A 19402-nucleotide genomic window follows, 5' to 3' on the forward strand; every position below is an offset into this window, starting at 1 on the left:
GCCCATTGTGAAAGGGACTTGCCGGGCGCTCAGCCATAAGGATGGTGTGTGTGCTGCGAGGGCAGCTGTGATCTGCGAGGTTCAAGGTCTGTGGCTGTCAGGCCGATGTCCCGCGCCAGATGATCGGAGAGCGGCGGGTAAAATTGGCGTGCATCCGTGAGGTGGCGGAAGAGCCAGCGCAGCATATGGCGCGGGGACGGCCAACCCTTTTGGGCATGAGGTATCGTTGCGCGGCGTGGCGCAGTTTTGGCTCTGGGCATGGAGGATTTCCCGGATAATGACTGTGTTTCTGACAATTTCAGAGACGTGACACCGGCTCAAACAGGGTTTCTTGACAGGTTGTGTGCCAAAAAGGCACAAATTCAGCCATGTCCAGAAACCTACCACCGTTAAACGCACTACGCGCCTTTGAGGCGGCGGGGCGGCATGAGAGCTTCAGCAAGGCGGCGGAAGAGTTGAATGTGGCACATTCGGCGGTGAGCCGTCATGTGCGCGGGCTGGAGGCGCGGCTGGGCGCGAAGCTGTTCCGGGATTTGCCGCGCGGGGTGACGCTGACGCTGGAGGGGCGCAGCTATCTGGAGCGGATTGTGCCCGCGCTGGATATGATTGCAGAGGCAACCGAGGAATTGGCGGAGGTGCCTGCGGGCCAAGTGCGGGTGAACAGCGAGCCGCTGTTTGCAGAACGGTTCATCATTCCACGGCTGGCAGAGTTCTATGCGCGCCATCCGGAGATCGATCTGCGGCTTGAGACCTCACACCATCTTGCGGATGTGGAGCGGCATGAGGCGGATCTGGCGGTGCGGTTTGCCCACAGTGGCGCTTTGGCTGAACCTTGCGAGCTGTTGTCTGATGCGCCGCTCTATCCATATGCCGCGCCGGACCTGATTGCCGGGAAGTTGCCCGAGGATCTGTTGCACATGGTGCGCTACCGAGATCGCAATACGGATCTGTGGCGGCGTTGGTTTGAAGCTGCTGGAGTGTCGCCGGAGGGGGTGCCGGAGACAAGCTGGCGGCTGCGCTCGGCCCTTGCCTATGAATCGGCCCTAAAGGGACTTGGGGTGCTTTTGTGTTCGGCGGAAGTGGTGGCGGATGATGTGGCGACCGGCCGGCTTGTGCGCTGTTTTGATGTCGGGTTGCGCGACGGGGCTTTTTTCCTCGTGCATGACAGTCGCGGTGTGCGGCGCTCTTCGGTGCGGCTATTTCGGGATTGGTTGCTGGAAGTCACGGCGCCGTTTCGATCTTCTTAGTCCGGCTGAGGCGGGGCGATGGGCAAAATCAACCAAAAGGTTGAATATAGAATTTGGCTCAAATACGCGCTGGACGCGCCGTCTGTTGGCGGTGAGGTCTCCTGGCGTTAATGGCAATATCGTTTAAAAACAATAATTTGCGCGGGTGTGAAGGGCGGCGCCAAGTCTGTTGACTCACAGCGCTGGCCACCGTAGCAATGCGCCATCGTTAGCAAGGGGTAAATTGCGCGTGCGCGAGACCGACCACAAAGACCAAATGCAGCGTCTTGAGGAACGGATCGCAGCGGCCAAACAGGCCCAGGACCCAAAGCCCCGCGCTGATGAGCACTATTCGGCAGCCAATCAGGCTTGGCGCATGGTGATTGAAATGGTGGCCGGTCTTGGGATCGGCTTTGGCATCGGATACGGGCTGGACAGCCTGTTCGGGACACTCCCGATCTTCATGGTGCTGTTTACAATGTTCGGTCTGGCCGCTGGCATCAATGTGATGCTGCGCAGCGCCAAAGAGATCGAAGAGAAACAAGCGGCTGAGGCCGCAAAGCTAGATAAGGCAGCCAAGGCTGCCGAGAGAGACGAGAGGGATTGAACGTGGCAAGCGAAGCACACGGCGCAGAAGAAGGCGGTCTGGTATTCCACCCGATGGACCAGTTCATCATCAAACCTTTGTTTGGTGGCGATCACATCGGCCTGTTCACCATCACCAACGCAACCCTCTGGATGGCGCTGGCGGTTGTCGCTGTTGTGGCTCTGATGGTGGTTGGCACACGTCGCCGCGCGATCGTGCCAAGCCGTGGTCAGTCCATCGGTGAGCTGGCTTACGGCTTCATCTACAAGATGGTTGAGGATGTTGCGGGCAAAGACGCCGTGAAATTCTTCCCATATATCATGACGCTGTTCCTGTTCATCGTGATGGCCAACTTCCTCGGCCTGATCCCGATGTCCTTCACCACCACCTCCCACTTTGCTGTAACCGTTGTTCTGGCGCTCTTGGTGTTTGTCACCGTGACCGTGGTGGGCTTTGTGAAAAACGGCGCAGGCTTCCTTGGTCTGTTCTGGGTCTCCAGCGCGCCGCTGCCGCTGCGCCCGATCCTCGCCATCATCGAAGTGATTTCCTATTTCGTGCGCCCCGTCAGCCACAGCATTCGTCTCGCTGGTAACGTGATGGCCGGCCACGCCGTGATCAAAGTGTTCGCAGGCTTTGCCGCGATCGCAGTTGTCAGCCCGGTCTCCGTGGTTGCGATCACCGCGATGTACGGTCTTGAGGTCCTGGTGGCCTTCATCCAGGCCTACGTCTTCACCATTCTGACCTGTGTGTATCTGAAAGATGCGCTGCATCCGTCACACTAAGGATTGCGGTGCGCCCTGAAGGCGCACCCGACACAGGCTCAAACCAAACAACCCTGAATTCAAACTTCCAATCGTAAGGAGATACCCCCATGGAAGGTCAACTCGCACACATCGGCGCAGGTCTCGCAGCAATCGGTTCCGGCGCAGCCGCAATCGGTGTTGGTAACGTCGCAGGCAACTTCCTGGCCGGCGCTCTGCGCAACCCATCCGCAGCTGCTTCCCAGACTGCAACCCTCTTCATCGGCATCGCATTCGCAGAAGCACTGGGCATCTTCTCGTTCCTGGTTGCTCTGCTGCTGATGTTCGCCGTCTAAGCCTACGGAACCATCCTTACGTGCGGGTGCGGGCGCACTTGCTTGCGCCCCGCCCGTAACCCAACGGAAGTTCCCAGGAGGACGACATGGCGACCAAAACGACTGACGCCGCAGGCCACGCAGCAGAGGCCGCCTCTGCACCGGGCATGCCACAGCTCGATTTCTCGAACTGGGGCAACCAGATTTTCTGGCTTCTGGTCACACTTGTTGTGATCTATCTCGTCCTGTCGCGCATCGCGCTGCCGCGCATTGCTGCGGTTCTGGCTGAGCGCCAGGGGACCATTACAAATGACATCGCCGCAGCTGAAGAGCTGAAGGCGAAGGCCGTGGAAGCGGAAGAGGCTTACAACAAAGCCCTTGCGGACGCGAAAGCCGAAGCGCAGCGCATCGTTGCCGAGGCAAAAGCGGAAATCCAGGCCGACCTGAACGCCGCCACTGAAAAGGCGGACGCAGAGATTGCAGCGAAAGCCGCTGAGTCGGAGAAGGCGATTGCCGAGATCCGCGCCGGTGCGCTTGAGAGCATCAAGGACGTGGCCAACGCGACCACCTCTGAGCTGGTAACAGCCTTGGGCGGTGCGGCAGATGACGCAGAAGTGGCCAAGGCCGTTGATGCGCAGATGAAAGGGTAAGACAATGCGGAAACTGACCACATTTGCTGCCCTTATGGCGTTGAGCGCAACACCTGCGCTCGCAGCAAGCGGCCCGTTCTTCTCCCTGAAGAACACCGACTTCATCGTAACGCTCGGCTTCATCCTGTTCATCGCAGTTCTGTTCTACTTCAAAGTGCCTTCCCTGCTGGGCGGCATGCTGGACAAGCGCGCAGATGACATCAAATCGGAGCTGGACGAAGCCCGCGCCCTGCGTGAGGAAGCCCAGACCGTTCTGGCGTCTTATGAGCGCAAGCAGAAAGAAGTGCAGGAGCAAGCGGCCCGCATCGTAGAGCAGGCGAAAGCTGAGGCTCAGGCGGCGGCTGATCAGGCCAAAGTCGATCTGGAAAATTCCATCGCGCGCCGTCTGGCCGCTGCGGAAGATCAGATTGCCTCTGCTGAAGCTGCGGCTGTGAAAGAAGTGCGCGACCAGGCTGTGGTTGTTGCTGTTGGCGCGGCCCGCGAAGTGATCGCAGGCCAGATGAGCGCGGCAGCTGCCAACAAGCTGATCGATGCCGGCATCGCAGAAGTGGATGCCAAGCTGCACTGATCTTATGTGCATAGAGTTGAAGAACCCGGCCCCAGTGGCCGGGTTTTTTCGTTTCGCCATGCTGATGCCGCAATGCTGTGATGGAAGATCTGCAGACACTGATCTTTTGAACACCGGATCCCTTATGCCTGCATTGCGTCTCACCCTTTCAGCCGTCCTCTTGCTGTTTGCCATGGGCTGCGCCAGCACCACCCGTGTGGCCACCAGCCCAACCTCAGCAGCGCCTGATGAGGTGTTCTGGGCCAAGAACCAGATTGCCGAGCAGACGGCCACGCCGGGGGCGGTGCGGTTCTCCCGCTTTGAGAGCTATGCGCTGAGCAATGGGGATCGTGTCTATTGCGGCGACCTGAGCGCGCCGGGCCTCGCTGGCTCTGTGCCGTTTTATATGCGCAGCAGAGGTGGGGCAGTGAAAGCCATTGAGGCTGATCTGGAGAGCGCGGATTTCGTGCGTGGCAAATGCGCAGAGGCCAGTAAGGGCGCCCTGCGCATCAATGAGGTCTAACGCACCGGATCAAAGCGTGCGCTTGTCTGTGTGCAGTCCCGCACCACGTCGCGGCCGCAGGGCACCGGCTCCAGAGATTTGTTCATACAGATGCGCGCTTCCTGAATGAAGTCTCCACGGCAGGTGATGGTCACCATGTCCGGCTCAAGCGTCGGGTTGGCCTTCAGGAAAGCCGCCTCAACAACGGCTGCGGGCAGGGTGATTGTTTCTTTCACTTTCCGGAAGACCGGCGGGCGCACCACGCTCTCATAGGCCTTGCGCGCAGTGGCGTAGTAGTTTTCGCCAGACAGGCCGGAGCAGGTGCCGTGTTTCTTCCACTGATACCAGGCCAGCCCTGAGGTGCCCATGATGTCAGCCATGGCGTTGGTGAGATGGCGCGGCGGGTTGCGTTCTGCGGAGCTGCAATAAGACGGCCAGCCCTGATGGAATTGCGGCCAGAGGCCGTGCATGATCCAGCCGTGATCTTCAGAGGCGTCACATTGCGGGCTGCCTTTGGCGTCGCCTTCCATGGCGCACCAATTGGGCGACCAGCTGAGCGCCAGAACGTAATAGTCAAACTCTCCGGCGGTCTCGCCCTCTGCCCAGACAGGTAGGGCCGTCAGTGCGAGAAAGGCGGCTGCAAGCAATGAACGCATTCACTCTTTCCTTTTTTGCTCAGGCGCACTATATCGGCCTTAAGTTCCCCGACAACGGAAACCCGCACCAGACCATCGGTGCCGTCTGACAAAAGTCAGACGACGGGAAAACTGTATCTTCGTCGGGGGGAGAGAGCGTAAGGAGTTAAGACATGGCCAAGCTGCTGCACCCAAAGGCCACCGCCGTTTGGCTGGTGGACAACACCACGATCAGCTTCAAACAGATCGCAGATTTTGTGGGCATGCATGAGCTGGAAATTCAGGGCATCGCGGATGGCGATGTGGCTGCTGGCGTGAAGGGCTTTGACCCGGTTGCCAACAACCAGCTGGTGCAGGAAGAGATCAATGCGGCGGAGAACAACCCGCTGCACAAGCTGAAGCTCAAGTTCAACGCAGCCGCCTCTGGTGAAGAGAAGCGCCGTGGACCACGCTATACCCCGCTGTCCAAGCGTCAGGACCGCCCAGCCTCCATCCTGTGGCTGGTGAAGTTCCACCCGGAGCTGTCTGACGGTCAGATCGGCAAGCTGGTTGGTACAACCAAGCCAACCATTCAGGCGATCCGCGAGCGGACCCACTGGAACATTGCCAACATTCAGCCCATCGACCCGGTTGCATTGGGCCTGTGTAAGCAGTCTGAGCTGGACCTCGCAGTGAACAAAGCGGCGGCGAAGAAAGCGGCAGAAGGCGGCATCATGTCTGATGATGAGCGTCGCAAGCTGGTGTCCACCGAGCAGTCGCTGGAGATGGAAGCGGAGCCGAAGATCCCATCCGCCATCGAAGGTCTGGAGACCTTCTCCCTTGCGGATGATGATGAGGATGACACCGACACCCGCAGCGATGATGAATTCGCGGATGCGGACAGCTTCTTCAACCTGCCAGGTGGCGATGAAGAAGAGCAGCCTCGCTAAGCGCTGCGCTCACGTGAAATTACAAAAGGCCGTGCATATCCTGCGCGGCCTTTTTGTTTTTGACAGGCCCCCAATAGCGCTGTCGCACGTCAAATATGGTCAGAGTGATTTACGGGCGTTCAGCGCGGCGCTGATGGTGCCTTCGTCAAGGTAATCAAGTTCCCCGCCAACCGGCACACCCTGCGCCAGCGAGGTCAGGGTGACCTGTCCCTCCAATTGATCCGCGATGTAGTGCGCCGTGGTCTGCCCATCGACGGTGGCGTTGAGCGCCAGAATCACTTCGGTGACGCCCTCGCTGACCACACGGTCCATCAGGCGGGGGATGGAGAGTTCTTCGGGGCCGACGCCCTCAAGTGCCGAGAGCGTGCCGCCAAGCACGTGATAGCGCCCGTCAAAGACGTTGGCGCGTTCCATGGCCCAGAGGTCTGACACGTCCTCTACGACGCAGAGCACGCCTGTGGCGCGCTTCTCAGAGGTACAGATGTCACAGATGTCAGAGGTGCCCACATTGCCGCAATTCAGGCATTCCCGCGCGCTGACGGCGACGGCTTGCATGGCATCGGCAAGGGGGGTGAGCTGGAGCGCCCGTTTGCGGATCAGATGCAGCACCGCGCGGCGGGCGGAGCGGGGGCCAAGCCCGGGCAGCTTGGCCATCATCTCGATCAGCGTATCAATTTCGGAACTGCTCATGTCCGGGCCTTTTCTGGCGATTGTTTTCGCCAGTTATAGCAAGAAAAAGCCCGGTGCACAGAAGGGTTTCTGAAGATCAGAAGGGCAGTTTCATGTCGGCGGGCAGGCCGAGTTCGGATGTGATTTTGCCCAGTTCGTCCTGTGCGCGCTCGGCGGCTTTGGACTGTGCGTCTTTGATGGCGGCGAGGATCAGGTCTTCGACCACTTCCTTGTCATCACCGTTGAAGATGGAGGGATCAATGTCCAGCGCCTTTAGCTCGCCCTTGGCAGAGGCTGTGGCTTTGACAAGGCCCGCGCCGCTTTCGCCAACAACCATGATGTTGTGCAGCTCGTCCTGCATCTCGGTCATCTTGGTTTGCATTTGCTGGGCTTTTTTCATCATGCCGGCCATGTCGCCGAGATTGCCTAGACCTTTGAGCATTGGTCGTCTCCTAGAGGATTTCTTTGCAGAGTAGATACGGGCGATGGGGCTTAGGAACAAGGGGCAGCGGGTCGCAAGATGCGTGACCGGCGCGAAATGGCACTTGTTGTGGTGAGGGGCGGCGGTTGGCTGTGGGAAACGGTTTGCGAGACGGCTGGTCTACGACCGTTCGCCACTGAAACGATTTACTGGATCGTTTCCTAGATTGATTGGGCTCCGCCCGTTCGCACCTGAAATGGTCCACTGGACCATTTCCGAGACCGTGCTCACTCCTCAAATGGGTCCCATTCGTCTTCGACTTCGGGGAGGGCTTCGGCGAGGGCTTCATTGGCCAGATCGCGGCGGGATTTGATTTCGGTGATCTTGGCCTTGGGGAAAGCGTCCATCACGGCCATGACCAGCGGATGGGCTTCGGCCTCGGCGCGCATCTGATTTTTGGCGGCGTCGCGGATTTCTGCTACGCTGGGTGCGCCGCCGGTGTTCACCAGGGTGACAGCCCAGCGGCTGCCGGTCCAGCGCTGCAGGCGGCTGCCGAGGCGTTGGGCAAGATCGTTGGGCGCTTTGGGTGCAGGCTCAAACTCGATGCGACCGGGTGAGTAATTGGCCAGTCGCACGCCGCCTTCCACTTCCACAAGCAGTTTCGCGTCGCGCTGCTGGCGGATCAGTTCGATCACGTGCTCGAAGGTCGGGTATTTGGCCAGCTCCGCGACATTCTGAGGGGCCAGAGCTGTGGCTTGGCCGTGGCCACCTGCGCGCGCGGTCACGCCGCCGCCTTGAGGCGTGTGGCCCATCGGTGCGCCTTGCGCAACCGTGCCGCCGCCTGCGGGCACACCCATGCCATTGCCGCCTCCGGGAGGGGGCGATGGTGGCGGGGTATCCTGCAGCTTGCGCACCAGCTCTTCGGGGCTGGGCAGATCGGCCACATGGGTCAGACGAATGATGGCCATCTCCGCGGCCATCATGGCGTTTGGCGCAGCGGCCACCTCTTCAAGCGCCTTGAGCAGCATCTGCCACATCCGGGTCAGCACACGCATGGGCAGCTCGTTGGCCATGGTTTGACCACGCGACCGCTCATCCGGGCTGACAGTGGGATCCTCGGCCGCCTCCGGCGTGATTTTAACAACGGAGACCCAATGCGTGATCTCGGCCAGATCGCGCAGCACGGCCATCGGGTCGGCCCCGTCGGCATATTGGGCAGACAACTCATTGAGCGCATTGCCCGCATCCCCGCGCAGGATCATGTCAAACAGATCAAGCACACGGCCCCGGTCTGCGAGGCCCAGCATGGCGCGGACCTGATCGGCTGTGGTTTCGCCAGCGCCGTGGGAAATGGCCTGATCCAGCAGGGATGTGGCATCCCGCGCAGAGCCTTCGGCGGCGCGGGTGATCAGCGCGAGCGCATCTTCGGCGATTGCTGCGCCCTCGGCTGTGGCGATGCGCGTGAGCATGCCAATCATGTCTTCAGGCTCGATCCGGCGCAGGTCAAACCGCTGACAGCGGGACAGCACGGTCACCGGAACTTTGCGAATCTCGGTGGTGGCGAAGATGAATTTGACGTGGGCGGGGGGCTCTTCCAGCGTTTTGAGCAGCGCGTTGAACGCGCTGGTGGAGAGCATGTGCACCTCATCGATGATGTAGATCTTGTAGCGTGCCGAAGCCGCGCGGTAGTGCACGGAATCGATGATTTCACGGATGTCGTTAACACCGGTGCGGGAGGCGGCGTCCATCTCCATCACATCGACGTGGCGGCCTTCCATGATCGCGACGCAATGTTCGCACTCTCCGCAAGGTTCGGTGGTGGGGCCGGAGGTGCCATCCGGGCCGATGCAGTTCATGCCTTTGGCGATGATCCGCGCCGTTGTGGTTTTACCGGTGCCACGAATCCCTGTCATGACAAAGGCTTGCGCGATGCGGTCGGCCTCAAAAGCGTTTTTGAGCGTGCGCACCATGGCGTCCTGCCCGACAAGATCCGCGAAGGTTTCGGGGCGATACTTGCGCGCGAGAACCTGATAGCCGGTGTCGGGAGTGTCGGTCATGGTCGTCCTGTGAGATTTCCGCCCGGAAGATTCGGGTGGTCAGTGGCAATGGTCTGACGCAGGTTAAGCGGCAGGGGGCGGCGCGTCCACCGGATATAGGCAGGGACAGGGCTCTGCAATCGGGCATGCGCTGCGTTTGGGCAGTGGAGCGATCGGGTGATGGAACGATTTGAGATAAGCGCTTTGGATGTTGGCGGGGGACAGCTGGCGCTTGCGCGGCAACCCGGCAGCACAGGTAAGCTCGCTGAGGATGTGCGGGCCTTGGCGGATTGGGGCGCAGAACGGGTGCTGAGCCTCACCGAAACGGAGGAACAGCAAGGGTTGGGTGCCGCGGCGCTGCCGCAACAGCTTGAGGCGCAGGGAATCGCCTGGATGCATTTTCCGATACGGGATTTTGATGTGCCCGAGGCGCATGAGGCGGAAGCCTGGGGCGCGTTGCAGCAGGAGATCCTGAATGCGCTTGGCAGTGGAGGGCGCGTGCTGGTCCATTGCCGGGGCGGTTGCGGGCGCTCCGGGATGATTGTGCTGAGGTTGATGCTCGCCTGCGGGGAGGCGCTGGAGGATGCGCTGAAGCGGTTGCGGGTGGTGCGGCGCTGTGCAGTGGAGACCGATGCGCAGATGCGGTGGGCCACAGAAGGGGCGTTGCAACAGGCCTAACGGGGCTGCCCAAAACAAAAGGCCGCAGAAGAACTGCGGCCTTTCAAAACAGATATCTGGCGGTCAGATCAGTTGCCAATCGTTTCCAGATAGGCAATCAGGTTGGCGCGGTCTGTCGGCTTTTTCAAACCGGAGAAGGCCATCTTGGTGCCTGGCGCATAGCTTTTTGGGTTGGTCAGGAAACCGTCGAGGTTTTCTGGGGACCAAACGTCAGCCACCTGCTCCAGCGCACCGGAGTAGTTGAAGCCGTCAACCGAATCCACAGCGCGGTTTACAACGCCAAAGAGGTGCGGGCCGGTGCCGTTGGCACCATCATCGAGTTTGTGGCAGGCTTTACATTTGCTGAAGACTTTGGCGCCTTTGTCAACATCTGCGCTGGCCAGAAGCTCTGCGAAAGACGGTCCTTCGTCGACTTCGGCTGCGCCGCTGTCTGCGCCTTCAACTTCAATCACATAAGCCTGCTTGGCATGGCCGTCACCGTGTCCTTTTGGACCAGTGTGGTAAAGCGCTTCGGCAGCCCAGCCGCCCAGCAAGAAAATAAGCAGCGCGCCGCAAAGTGCGCCGACTACTTTGGTGATTGTCATCGTGTCGAACATGCTACGTTTCCGTTTCGTGGCGTTTGCTGGCTATCTACGCGCTTCCCCTGTCAAAACGCAAGGTGTAGTTACCGCGACCAAACGCCCCTACTTGCGCAATTCTTGCGTTGGTCGGAAGGCGCAGAGGGGGCAGGAATGACCAAGTTGACCAATCGCATCGCATTTCAGGGCGAGCCGGGGGCCTATTCACATGAGGCGTGCCAGAACGCGCGCCCGGAGATGGAGGCCATGCCCTGCCGGTCCTTTGAGGATGTGATCGCTGCGGTGAAGAGCGGCGAGGCAGATTTGGCGATGCTGCCGATTGAGAACACGACCTATGGGCGTGTGGCAGACATTCACCGTCTTTTGCCCGAAAGCGGCCTGCACATCGTTGATGAAGCCTTCGTGCGCGTCAGAATCAGCCTGATGGGCCTGCCGGGTGTGCCGCTTGAAGACATCGATACGGTGCGGGCGCATATGGTGTTGATCCCGCAATCCGCCGCGTTTTTGCGCTCCCATAAGATCAAGGCCTATTCCGCTGCGGACAGTGCGGGCGCGGCCCGTGAGTTGGCAGAACATCGGCGTGCCAATGAAGGGGTGTTAGCCTCTGAGCTGGCTGCGGAGATTTACGGGCTGAATGTGTTGGCAACGGATGTGGAAGACCACGGCCACAACACTACCCGATTCCTGATCATGTCACGTGAGCCGAACTATGCGCGCCGTGAAGACCGCAAGATGATGACCACCTTTGTGTTTGAAGTGCGCAACATTCCGGCCGCGCTCTACAAAGCGATGGGGGGATTCGCCACCAATGGCATCAACATGACCAAGCTGGAAAGTTACATGGTGGGCGGGAGCTTCACGGCGACGCAGTTTTATGCGGATATCGAAGGGCATCCGGAGGATCCGGCGGTGCAACTGGCGATGGATGAGCTGCGCTATTTCACCACAAATGTGTCGATCATCGGGGTCTACCCTGCGGATCAAGACCGCCTGACGTAAGTGCAGCCAATCGGGCTTTGATACGAAAAAAGGCGCCTCTTGGGGCGCCTTTTGTCTTATGAAACTGGGCCAGCCGCCCGCGCGAGAAAACCCAAATGGGTCAGGCGCTCTGGGCGTAGCGGTCCTCAAAATCCTCACGCATATGCGCCAGACGTTTGCTGACCCGGCTGGTCAGATTGCCCCGCGCCAGCTTCAAAGATTGCAGCAGCAGGCGGGAGGACAGGGTTTTGGCACGCATGCCGCACCAGAATTGGATGCGTGTCTTGGTGCGCGACAGGGCCACCAGTTCGATTTTCACGTCGGTTTCCAGCCCGCCGATCTTGGCTTTCATGGCGATTTCATTGGGCCGGTCATAGCCTGTCATCTCCAGATGTACCTCGCGCGCTTTGCCGCGAAAGATGAAGGAGATCTGCCATTCTGCCCCAACGCCTGCGTGATGCAGGGTGTCCAAGCGCGTGACATCGGCGCCGCGCCGCAGGGCTGACCGTTCGTAGACTTCAACGTCCGTGAGCATGATGAATGCTTGTTCGATGGGAACGTCGATGTCTTCTCTTCCGGTAAGTTCCATTGGGCCTCTGCTTTGGGTCAGGATGGGTGTCGCGCTGTTTGGCGCAAGTTTCGCGTCAATCCAATCTGTCCGCAAGCCAGTTCCGAAGAAGAAAATGTGCAATTGCACCTATCCGAGCGGGCTTGAGTTTTGGGTGGTTGCCGGCAAAGACATCCAGCATGTCTTCGCGGCTGACCCAGAGGGCGTCCTCAAGTTCATTTGGGTCGACGGTGATCTCTTCGGTCAGGGCCTCGCCCCGGCAACCAAACATCAATGATGAAGGGAAGGGCCAGGGCTGGCTGGCGAGGTAAGAGACCGCGCCCACTTTGATGCCTGATTCTTCGACAACTTCGCGCCGCACCGCCGCTTCAAGTGTTTCGCCGGGTTCCACGAAGCCTGCCAAAAGCGAGTACATCCCGTCGGGCCAGCCGGGGGAGCGACCCATCAGCACTTTGTTGCCATGGGTGATGAGCATGATCACCACCGGATCTGTGCGGGGGAAATGCGAGGTTCCGCAGGAGGGGCAATCCCGCTGCCAGCCGGACATGGCCATACGGCTTTCCGCGCCGCAGGCTGCGCAGAAGCGATGTGACCGGTGCCAGCCAAAGATCGCCCGCGTGGTGGCCGCAAGCTCGGCGTCGCGTGCTGACAGACGCGCCATTGCCGCGCGCACCTCTACAAAACGATGGTCTTCCGGCAGGACGGGGTGGTGCTGTTCAGAGGGATCAAAGAACTGATTGATGGTTGCGAGGTCCTGCGCCTCCGGCTCCCAAGCGGAAATGTCATGGGCAAAGAGCGCGCTGCCGTCCTCAGACAGGCCGAGAAATATCGGCGGGACTGGCGGGTTTGCCGCTTCGTTAAGCAGCGGGTGATCCATAGGGAGCTGCACCAAGCTGTCAGTGTTTGGGCCGGACAACAGAGATTTGCCGCGCCAGACAACAATGGTGCGGCTGCTCGGCAGCTTGGCCAGCGCGTTGGCTTTCTCCCCGCGCAGTTCGGCGGCGCGGTTGAGGCCTGAGCCTCCAAAGGTGACGGTTTCTGCGTGTCTCATGCCTGGCTCCTCTTGTCGCAGATGAGTGGCATGATCGTGCCGTCGCTGCAATGGAAAGGCGTTTGAGATCACAGCTTTGTCTGGTGGTGCCTATGCGGGAGGCGGGCAGGGGTGCCTGCTCCGGCGACAGAGTTGGGCAGAGGCGCTTGCATCTGCCGCGCGTGCGCCCTATATCGGCTCTTGAGAGGTTGGCGCGGGTAAGCGCCTCGCCAACCCGGTCAGATCCGGAAGGAAGCAGCCGTAACGAGCCCCGCTTGGGTCGTTGTCCAGCCTCTCACCTTACTTCTCCCCACAAATGTTTCAGACCGTTTGCTGTGCGAAAACGCCTTTTTGCAGAGGGCGCCTAACAGCGGTTATGCCTTTGTTTTGGCGTTAAAAAGCGCCTTGGCCGCATGAATGCGCCGTGGTGCAGCTTTGCCAGCATGTGATGCGCAAACATTCACGCCATATTGAGTCATTGAGAACTTGAAGTTTGTTGGTTGAAACCTTTAGCTTATCTAACACGTAAACACAGTGAACATGTGGGTGCAGGAGAGGCCAAATGACCGAAAAAACCATAAGAATTGCTGGACCTATGTTTGACCGACGCGGTGCGCTGCGCCTGATGGGCGGGAGCGCGCTGTCGATTGGCGCAGGGCTTGGCAGCGGGATGGCCTTTGCCAACGAGGACGAGATTATCCGCTCGCATGGCTATTCGTTCTTTGGCGACCTAAAGTACCCGGCGGATTATCCGCATTTTGACTATGTGAATCCGAATGCCCCCAAAGGTGGTCAGATCACGCTGAGTGCGCGCGGCACCTTTGATGGCTTCAACCGGTTTGCGTGGCGCGGAAATCCTGAGACGGCCTCAGGTGTTGTGGCCGAAGCGATGTTTGCGGAGATGCCATGGGGCGGTGGTGCGCCGGCGGATTCGATTACGGACAGTTATTGTCTGATCGCAAAAGAGGTCGAATACCCCAAAAGCAAGACGTGGTGCGTGTTCCACATGCGCGACGATGTGGTCTTCCGCGATGGCACACCGCTGCGGGCGCAGGACGCCGCGTTTACGCACAATCTGTTCCTGGAGCAGGGCATCCGTTCTTATGCGCGCTCGGTGAGTGAACGCATCACGGGTGTGGAGGTCATTGATGACCACACGATCAAATATACTTTCGCCGATGGCATATCGCGCCGCTCTCTGATCAGTCAGGTCGGTGGCACGCCGATTTTCTCTGAAGCCTGGTATCAGGAGACGGGTGAGCGGCTGGATGAGCCTTCGGTGCTGTCGCCAATGGCGTCGGGTCCCTATCAGGTCGGTGACTATGAGTTTAACCGCTATGTGGTTTATGAGAAAAACCCCAACTACTGGGGCTGGGACCACCCTGCCAATGTTGGCCGGTTCAATTTTGACCGCGTCAGGATCGAGTATTTCTCCGATGCGACTGCAGAGTTTGAGGCCTTCAAAGCGGGTGAGTACACCTTCCGCACCGAAGGATCGACCAAGCGTTGGGCCACGGGATATGATTTCCCCGGTGTGAATGACGGCTCGGTGAAGAAAGTGGCGCTGCCTGATGGCACGGCGCCAAACAACAGCGGCGTGATTTTCAACACATTGCGCGCGCCGCTGGACAACCGCGATGTGCGCCATGCGCTTTCACTGGCGTTCAATTTCGAGTGGACGCGGGAATCGCTGCAGTTCGACCTCACTACACAGCGCACGTCCTTCGTGGAAGGGCAGGAATGGGAAGCCAAAGGCGTGCCGGAAGGGGCAGAGCTGGCGCTTCTGAAATCGCTGGGCGATGTTGTGCCGCCTGAGATGCTGACAGAGACTGCGGTGGTGCCGCACACCTCCAAAGCGTCCAACCCGATCGACCGTCGCAACAAGCGTGCGGCGCTCAAGCTGTTTGAGAAAGCCGGTTGGACGGTGAATGACAACGGCGAGATGGTGGATGCCAGCGGCGCGCAGATGTCGCTTGATTTCCTCGTGATCTCCAGCTGGGATGAAACCCGACTAGCCACCATTGAGGCCTACGTGAAGACGCTGGCAAATTGGGGCATCAAGGTCAAAGCCGACAAAGTCGACAGCGCGCAGGGACAGCAGCGTTTCCTCGATAAGGACTATGACCTGATCCATACGCGGATTTTGACCTTCTCTTCCGCAGGCACCGGCCTCAAACAGCTGTTTGGCTCCCAAACCGCGGAAGTCTCCTCCTACAATCCATCTGCCCTGCGCAGCCCCATGGTGGACGCCATCATCGATGCGGCGCTTGCCACCACATCGCGGGAGGATGAGGTTGTTGCGTTGACGGCGCTGGACCGCGCGTTGCGCTATGAGCGCGTGATCGCCCACGCCGGATTTGTTCCGGAGACCTGGGTGTCTTACTTTGACATGTATGAGCGGCCCGAAGAGCTGCCGCCCTATGCGGTCGGTGTGCTTGATTTCTGGTGGTACAACAAAGAGAAACACGAGGCGCTGATCGCCTCGGGTGCGCTAAGGAAGTAAGCTTTGGGCGCCTATATTCTCCGCAGACTGTTGCTCATAATCCCGACGTTGCTTGGGATTATGATTATCAATTTCTCGCTGGTTCAATTTGTCCCCGGTGGCCCGGTGGAACAAGTCATTGCCCGGATGCAGGGCGAGGGTGATGTGTTCTCAGGCTTTGCTGGCGGCAATGAAGATGTCGGCGGGGAAGAGACCTTTGGCTCTGACAGCGAGTATCTTGGGGCGCGCGGGCTCCCCAAGGAATTCATCGAGGAGCTTGAACGGGAGTTCGGCTTTGACAAGCCGCCGCTGGAGCGGTTTCTCAATATGATGGGCAACTATCTGACGCTGGATTTCGGGGAGAGCTATTTCCGTAAGATCACAGTGATTGATCTGGTGCTGGAGAAGATGCCGGTCTCGATCACGCTCGGGCTTTGGTCAACGCTGATTGCCTATTTGGTGTCCATTCCGTTGGGCATCCGCAAGGCGGTGAAAGATGGCACGGCCTTTGATACCTGGACGTCAGGGGCGATCATCATCGCCTATGCCATTCCGGGCTTTCTATTTGCGATCATGTTGCTGGTGCTGTTTGCTGGCGGGTCTTATTTTAAGATATTCCCGCTGAGGGGGCTGACCTCTGACAACTTCCAAGACCTGACAACCATGGGCAAGATCCTGGATTATGCCTGGCACATCACGTTGCCGGTGATCGCCTCCACTATCTCCGCCTTTGCGACACTGACGCTTTTGACCAAGAACAGCTTTCTGGATGAAATCAAAAAACACTATGTGATGACAGCGCGGGCCAAGGGGCTGACAGAGCGGCGTGTGCTTTATGGGCATGTGTTCCGCAATGCGATGCTGATCGTGATCGCGGGTTTCCCGGCGGTGTTTATCGGTGTGTTCTTTGGCGGCTCTGTTCTGATCGAGACAATCTTCTCGCTTGATGGGCTCGGGCGGCTTGGCTTTGAGGCCGCGGTGGCGCGAGATTACCCCGTGATCTTTGGCACGCTCTTTGTGTTTGGCCTGATCGGCCTTGTGGTCGGTATCCTGTCGGACCTGATGTATGTGTTGGTTGATCCGCGCATCGACTTTGAGAAGAGGGAAGGCTGATGGCGCTGTCTCCACTGAACCAGCGCCGCTGGAGCAACTTCAAACGCAATCGCCGCGCCTTCTGGTCGCTGATTATCTTTTGCGTGGCCTTTGGCATTTCCCTGTTTGCGGAGCTGATTGCCAACGACAAGCCGATCCTTGTGAACTATCGCGGTGAGTTCTTTACGCCTGTTTTTAGTTTCTACCCTGAAACGACCTTTGGCGGGGATTTCAAAACCGAAGCCGACTACAAGGACCCGGTCGTGCAATGCCTCATTTCCACCGGGGGTGTTGAGGATTGTTTTGATGTGCCGGAAGATATTCTCGAAGAGCTGGATGCGGGCACCTACAGCGCGGACGGGTTTGACAAAGGCTGGGCGCTCTGGCCGCTCATTCCCTACAGCTATGACACGCCGGTGGATCGTTCCGGTGCCGCACCATTGCCACCGGATGGGCAGAACTGGCTGGGCACGGATGACCGCAAACGGGATGTGGTTGCGCGTGTGCTCTACGGCTTCCGCTTGTCGATATTCTTCACCCTTCTCGTGACAGCGGCGGCAAGCCTGATTGGCATCGTGGCCGGGGCCGTGCAGGGCTATTTTGGTGGCTGGTTGGATCTGATCTTCCAACGGGTGATCGAGATCTGGGGCGCCACGCCAAGCCTTTATATCATCATCATCATGTTTGCGATTGTGGGGCGCAGTTTCTGGCTGCTTGTGCTCTTGACGGTGTTGTTCAGCTGGACGGCGCTGGTTGGTGTGGTGCGCGCAGAATTCTTGCGGGCGCGGAACCTTGAGTATGTGCGCGCGGCCAAGGCGCTGGGCGTGAGCAACAGGGTGATCATGTTCCGCCATATGCTGCCCAATGCGATGGTCGCGACCGTGACCATGCTGCCCTTCATTGTGACCGGCACGATCAGCACGCTGGCGGGGTTGGATTTCCTTGGCTTTGGTCTGCCATCCTCAGCACCGAGCCTTGGCGAGCTGACCCTTCAGGCCAAGCAGAACCTGCAAGCGCCGTGGCTTGGCTTCACCGCCTTCTTCACATTTGCCATCATGCTCTCGCTCTTGGTCTTCATCTTTGAAGGCGTGCGCGATGCGTTTGATCCGAGAAAGACCTTTTCATGAGCATTCTGGACGTCAAAGACCTGCGGGTGGGGTTTCGCCAAGACGGGCAGCTTCATGAGGCCGTGAAAGGTGTGTCGTTCAGCGTGGATCGCGGGGAAACCGTGGCGCTGGTCGGGGAGTCCGGGTCGGGCAAGTCGGTGACGGCTTTGTCGACGGTGTCGCTGCTGCCGGGCAGTGCCGAGGTGCAGGGCTCGGTGCACTATGACGGGCAAGAGATGGTTGGCGCGCCTGAAAACCTGCTGCGGCAGGTACGTGGCAATGACATCAGCTTTATCTTTCAGGAGCCGATGACCAGTCTCAATCCCTTGCATACGCTTGAAAAGCAGCTTGGCGAGAGCCTTGCCCTGCACCAGGGCGTGACGGGGGATGCGGCGCGTGGCCGGATTTTGGATCTGCTCAACAAAGTGGGATTGCGCGATGCGGAACAGCGCCTGACGGCCTACCCGCACGAGCTGTCCGGTGGACAGCGGCAGCGTGTGATGATTGCCATGGCGCTGGCCAACAAGCCTGACATTCTGATCGCTGATGAGCCAACAACCGCGCTCGACGTGACCATTCAGGCGCAGATTCTGGAGTTGCTTGCCGAGCTGAAGAAATCCGAAGGCATGGGGCTTTTGTTCATCACCCATGATCTGGGCGTGGTGCGGCGCATCGCGGATAAGGTCTGTGTGATGAAGGACGGGGAGATTGTCGAGGCTGGCCCGGTCGCGGAAATCTTTGAAAATCCGCAGCATCCTTACACGCAGCTTTTGCTGAGTGCGCAAGCGAGCGGCCATCCTGCGCCGGTTCCGGACGGGGCGGATGTGGTGAGCGAAGCGCAAAACCTGCGGGTTTGGTTCCCCATCCAAAAGGGATTGCTGAAGCGCACGGTGGGCCATGTGAAAGCGGTGAATGACGCGAGCCTGACGGTGCGCGCCGGAGAGACGCTTGGCATCGTGGGTGAAAGTGGATCGGGGAAAACGACGCTGGCACTGGCGATGATGCGGCTGATTTCCAGCGACGGCAAAATCGGCTTTGTCGGCAACGATGTGCGCAAATGGAACACGCGGCAGCTGCGCGCGCTGCGCAAAGACATGCAGATTGTGTTTCAGGATCCGTTCGGCAGCCTGAGCCCGCGGATGACCTGTGAGCAGATCATCTCTGAAGGGCTTGGCGTGCATGGCAATCCGGATGGGCGGGACACGCGCACGCTTGTTGCCGAGGTCATGGAAGAGGTGGGCCTGAACCCCGCGACCATGGATCGCTATCCGCATGAATTCTCCGGTGGGCAGCGTCAGCGGATCGCCATCGCCCGCGCAATGATCCTGCGCCCCAAGCTGGTGGTATTGGACGAGCCGACATCAGCGCTGGATATGACGGTGCAGGTTCAGATCGTGGAGCTGCTGCGCAACCTTCAGGAAAAATACGGGCTGGCCTATCTGTTTATCAGTCACGACCTGCATGTGGTGCGCGCTATGAGCCATAAGATCATGGTGATGCGCGCAGGTGATGTGGTGGAGCAGGGCACTGCCGAGACCCTGTTTGAGAACCCGCAGACCGATTATACCCGCGAGCTGCTGGCCGCAGCGCACGGGTAGGCCGCAAAAGGCAACG

The 19402-nt window shown here is 59.3% G+C and carries 21 protein-coding genes, 1 other RNA gene and 1 pseudogene; 15 read left to right on the forward strand and 8 right to left on the reverse strand.

The genetic code is table 11. The features are described from left to right. Positions 1–29: 29 nt before the first annotated feature. The gene (locus J7400_RS13620; protein ID WP_209064153.1) at positions 30–260 is read right to left on the reverse strand and encodes a hypothetical protein; all 231 of its coding nucleotides are present in this window, start codon (positions 258–260) and stop codon (positions 30–32) included. 108 nt (positions 261–368) lie between these two features. On the opposite strand from J7400_RS13620, the gene J7400_RS13625 reads away from it, so the two are divergent. The 7 genes from J7400_RS13625 to J7400_RS13655 all read left to right on the forward strand — a co-directional run bounded on the left by J7400_RS13625 (position 369) and on the right by J7400_RS13655 (position 4607). Further along, positions 369–1247 (forward strand): LysR substrate-binding domain-containing protein, encoded by an 879-nt coding sequence (locus J7400_RS13625; protein WP_209064155.1) that lies wholly within the window; start codon positions 369–371, stop codon positions 1245–1247. A 229-nt stretch (positions 1248–1476) separates the two neighbouring features. Continuing rightward, the gene (locus J7400_RS13630; protein WP_209064157.1) at positions 1477–1833 is read left to right on the forward strand and encodes an AtpZ/AtpI family protein; all 357 of its coding nucleotides are present in this window, start codon (positions 1477–1479) and stop codon (positions 1831–1833) included. A gap of 2 nt (positions 1834–1835) precedes the next feature. After that, complete coding sequence (locus J7400_RS13635) at positions 1836–2594, forward strand: F0F1 ATP synthase subunit A (protein ID WP_209064159.1); 759 nt, start codon at positions 1836–1838, stop codon at positions 2592–2594. Between the two features lie 89 nt (positions 2595–2683). Then, positions 2684–2908: a F0F1 ATP synthase subunit C gene (locus J7400_RS13640; protein ID WP_090027589.1), complete on the forward strand. Its 225-nt coding sequence runs from the start codon at positions 2684–2686 to the stop codon at positions 2906–2908. 86 nt (positions 2909–2994) lie between these two features. After that, positions 2995–3537, forward strand: a complete 543-nt coding sequence (locus J7400_RS13645) for a F0F1 ATP synthase subunit B' (protein WP_209064162.1) — start codon at positions 2995–2997, stop codon at positions 3535–3537. A gap of 4 nt (positions 3538–3541) precedes the next feature. Continuing rightward, complete coding sequence (locus J7400_RS13650; protein WP_209064165.1) at positions 3542–4105, forward strand: F0F1 ATP synthase subunit B; 564 nt, start codon at positions 3542–3544, stop codon at positions 4103–4105. Positions 4106–4229: 124 nt separating this feature from the next. Next, positions 4230–4607, forward strand: a complete 378-nt coding sequence (locus J7400_RS13655) for a hypothetical protein (RefSeq protein WP_209064167.1) — start codon at positions 4230–4232, stop codon at positions 4605–4607. On the opposite strand, the gene J7400_RS13660 is transcribed toward J7400_RS13655, so the two are convergent. Further along, entirely contained in the window at positions 4604–5242 is a 639-nt protein-coding gene (locus tag J7400_RS13660) for a ribonuclease T2 (protein WP_209064170.1), read from the reverse strand. The genes J7400_RS13655 and J7400_RS13660 overlap by 4 nt on opposite strands. 152 nt (positions 5243–5394) lie before the next feature. Between J7400_RS13660 and J7400_RS13665 the strand changes: the two genes are divergently transcribed. Then, positions 5395–6150 (forward strand): DUF1013 domain-containing protein, encoded by a 756-nt coding sequence (locus J7400_RS13665; RefSeq protein WP_209064172.1) that lies wholly within the window; start codon positions 5395–5397, stop codon positions 6148–6150. A gap of 99 nt (positions 6151–6249) precedes the next feature. Here the strand turns inward: J7400_RS13665 and recR are convergent, their stop codons facing one another. The 3 genes and pseudogenes from recR to J7400_RS13680 form a co-directional block, all read right to left on the reverse strand. After that, complete coding sequence (recR, locus tag J7400_RS13670; protein ID WP_209064174.1) at positions 6250–6840, reverse strand: recombination mediator RecR; 591 nt, start codon at positions 6838–6840, stop codon at positions 6250–6252. Between the two features lie 76 nt (positions 6841–6916). Continuing rightward, positions 6917–7261 carry a YbaB/EbfC family nucleoid-associated protein gene (locus J7400_RS13675; protein WP_209064176.1) on the reverse strand — a complete coding sequence of 115 codons (345 nt, stop codon included), beginning with the start codon at positions 7259–7261 and terminating at the stop codon, positions 6917–6919. A gap of 266 nt (positions 7262–7527) precedes the next feature. Beyond that, positions 7528–9303 (reverse strand): annotated as a pseudogene (locus J7400_RS13680) (DNA polymerase III subunit gamma/tau); the annotation flags it as partial. 153 nt (positions 9304–9456) lie between these two features. On the opposite strand from J7400_RS13680, the gene J7400_RS13685 reads away from it, so the two are divergent. After that, positions 9457–9954 carry a dual specificity protein phosphatase family protein gene (locus J7400_RS13685; RefSeq protein WP_209064181.1) on the forward strand — a complete coding sequence of 166 codons (498 nt, stop codon included), beginning with the start codon at positions 9457–9459 and terminating at the stop codon, positions 9952–9954. A gap of 68 nt (positions 9955–10022) precedes the next feature. Here J7400_RS13685 and J7400_RS13690 read toward each other — a convergent pair whose 3' ends face one another. Beyond that, the gene (locus tag J7400_RS13690) at positions 10023–10550 is read right to left on the reverse strand and encodes a cytochrome c family protein (protein ID WP_209064184.1); all 528 of its coding nucleotides are present in this window, start codon (positions 10548–10550) and stop codon (positions 10023–10025) included. A gap of 144 nt (positions 10551–10694) precedes the next feature. On the opposite strand from J7400_RS13690, the gene J7400_RS13695 reads away from it, so the two are divergent. Next, complete coding sequence (locus tag J7400_RS13695) at positions 10695–11531, forward strand: prephenate dehydratase (protein ID WP_209064513.1); 837 nt, start codon at positions 10695–10697, stop codon at positions 11529–11531. 100 nt (positions 11532–11631) lie between these two features. Here J7400_RS13695 and J7400_RS13700 read toward each other — a convergent pair whose 3' ends face one another. Beyond that, complete coding sequence (locus J7400_RS13700; protein ID WP_209064187.1) at positions 11632–12099, reverse strand: SRPBCC family protein; 468 nt, start codon at positions 12097–12099, stop codon at positions 11632–11634. Positions 12100–12154: 55 nt separating this feature from the next. Next, positions 12155–13129, reverse strand: a complete 975-nt coding sequence (gene nudC, locus J7400_RS13705; RefSeq protein ID WP_209064190.1) for an NAD(+) diphosphatase — start codon at positions 13127–13129, stop codon at positions 12155–12157. Between the two features lie 181 nt (positions 13130–13310). On the opposite strand from nudC, the gene ffs reads away from it, so the two are divergent. The 5 genes from ffs to J7400_RS13730 all read left to right on the forward strand — a co-directional run bounded on the left by ffs (position 13311) and on the right by J7400_RS13730 (position 19386). After that, positions 13311–13409, forward strand: an RNA gene (gene ffs, locus J7400_RS13710) — signal recognition particle sRNA small type. Between the two features lie 261 nt (positions 13410–13670). Beyond that, the gene (locus tag J7400_RS13715) at positions 13671–15611 is read left to right on the forward strand and encodes an extracellular solute-binding protein (RefSeq protein ID WP_209064191.1); all 1941 of its coding nucleotides are present in this window, start codon (positions 13671–13673) and stop codon (positions 15609–15611) included. A gap of 3 nt (positions 15612–15614) precedes the next feature. Next, on the forward strand, positions 15615–16703 hold the full coding sequence (locus J7400_RS13720) for a microcin C ABC transporter permease YejB (RefSeq protein ID WP_209064193.1): 1089 nt from the start codon (positions 15615–15617) through the stop codon (positions 16701–16703). After that, a complete protein-coding gene (locus tag J7400_RS13725; protein WP_209064196.1) occupies positions 16703–17809 on the forward strand; it encodes an ABC transporter permease in 1107 nt (368 codons plus the stop codon). The genes J7400_RS13720 and J7400_RS13725 overlap by 1 nt, the downstream gene beginning before the upstream one ends. Then, positions 17806–19386: an ABC transporter ATP-binding protein gene (locus J7400_RS13730; RefSeq protein ID WP_209064198.1), complete on the forward strand. Its 1581-nt coding sequence runs from the start codon at positions 17806–17808 to the stop codon at positions 19384–19386. The genes J7400_RS13725 and J7400_RS13730 overlap by 4 nt, the downstream gene beginning before the upstream one ends. Positions 19387–19402 lie beyond the last annotated feature (16 nt).

The organism is Shimia sp. R9_2 (assembly GCF_017743735.1).
In the GTDB taxonomy this organism is placed as follows: Bacteria; Pseudomonadota; Alphaproteobacteria; order Rhodobacterales; family Rhodobacteraceae; genus Shimia.

Bases quoted from the DNA above. Each gene is read 5' to 3' on its own strand.
- J7400_RS13620 (WP_209064153.1), bottom strand. From the start codon at position 260: ATGCCCAGAGCCAAAACTGCGCCACGCCGCGCAACGATACCTCATGCC.
- J7400_RS13625 (WP_209064155.1), top strand. From the start codon at position 369: ATGTCCAGAAACCTACCACCGTTAAACGCACTACGCGCCTTTGAGGCG.
- J7400_RS13640 (WP_090027589.1), top strand. From the start codon at position 2,684: ATGGAAGGTCAACTCGCACACATCGGCGCAGGTCTCGCAGCAATCGGT.
- J7400_RS13645 (WP_209064162.1), top strand. From the start codon at position 2,995: ATGGCGACCAAAACGACTGACGCCGCAGGCCACGCAGCAGAGGCCGCC.
- J7400_RS13650 (WP_209064165.1), top strand. From the start codon at position 3,542: ATGCGGAAACTGACCACATTTGCTGCCCTTATGGCGTTGAGCGCAACA.
- J7400_RS13655 (WP_209064167.1), top strand. From the start codon at position 4,230: ATGCCTGCATTGCGTCTCACCCTTTCAGCCGTCCTCTTGCTGTTTGCC.
- J7400_RS13660 (WP_209064170.1), bottom strand. From the start codon at position 5,242: ATGCGTTCATTGCTTGCAGCCGCCTTTCTCGCACTGACGGCCCTACCT.
- J7400_RS13665 (WP_209064172.1), top strand. From the start codon at position 5,395: ATGGCCAAGCTGCTGCACCCAAAGGCCACCGCCGTTTGGCTGGTGGAC.
- recR (WP_209064174.1), bottom strand. From the start codon at position 6,840: ATGAGCAGTTCCGAAATTGATACGCTGATCGAGATGATGGCCAAGCTG.
- J7400_RS13675 (WP_209064176.1), bottom strand. From the start codon at position 7,261: ATGCTCAAAGGTCTAGGCAATCTCGGCGACATGGCCGGCATGATGAAA.
- J7400_RS13685 (WP_209064181.1), top strand. From the start codon at position 9,457: ATGGAACGATTTGAGATAAGCGCTTTGGATGTTGGCGGGGGACAGCTG.
- J7400_RS13690 (WP_209064184.1), bottom strand. From the start codon at position 10,550: ATGTTCGACACGATGACAATCACCAAAGTAGTCGGCGCACTTTGCGGC.
- J7400_RS13700 (WP_209064187.1), bottom strand. From the start codon at position 12,099: ATGGAACTTACCGGAAGAGAAGACATCGACGTTCCCATCGAACAAGCA.
- nudC (WP_209064190.1), bottom strand. From the start codon at position 13,129: ATGAGACACGCAGAAACCGTCACCTTTGGAGGCTCAGGCCTCAACCGC.
- J7400_RS13715 (WP_209064191.1), top strand. From the start codon at position 13,671: ATGACCGAAAAAACCATAAGAATTGCTGGACCTATGTTTGACCGACGC.
- J7400_RS13725 (WP_209064196.1), top strand. From the start codon at position 16,703: ATGGCGCTGTCTCCACTGAACCAGCGCCGCTGGAGCAACTTCAAACGC.
- J7400_RS13730 (WP_209064198.1), top strand. From the start codon at position 17,806: ATGAGCATTCTGGACGTCAAAGACCTGCGGGTGGGGTTTCGCCAAGAC.